The 514-nt window shown below is 51.9% G+C and carries 1 protein-coding gene; it reads left to right on the forward strand.

The window, feature by feature from the left end; translation table 11 throughout:
• The coding region (locus R8N49_RS30555; protein ID WP_318190878.1) for a thiamine pyrophosphate-dependent enzyme at positions 1-514 on the forward strand (514 nt) is incomplete at both ends.

Below are 514 nucleotides of genomic sequence, written 5' to 3' on the forward strand. Positions count from 1 at the left end.
TTCAATATTGGGGCGGCGATGAGCGCGGCAGTGACTTTGCGCCAGAAGGCAGCCCTATCCCAAGCCGAGACTTGCCATTTTGTGTCCCAATCGCAACACAATGTACACATGCGGTCGGCGTTGCTTCTGCGTTGAAAATTCAAGGCAATCACGAAGCGGCTCTGGTCATGTGTGGCGACGGTGGGACATCCAAAGGAGATTTTCTCGAATCCATCAACTGCGCAGGGACATGGAACATTCCGTTGGTTTTTGTGGTGAATAACAACCAATGGGCGATTTCTGTACCACGCAGTTTGCAATGCGCGGCGGAGTTTCTTTCTGAAAAAGCAAAAGGTGCTGGCATTCCAGGGATTACCGTCGATGGCAACGACGTTGTTGCTATGTATGACGCTACCATGACCGCATTAGAGCGAGCACGAAAAGGCAAAGGGGCGACACTGATCGAAGCGGTAAGTTATCGCCTAAGTGACCACACCACCGCCGACGATGCGACGCGTTATCGTAATGCAGATGA

The sequence above is a fragment of the Vibrio sp. 1978 genome (assembly GCF_033344345.1).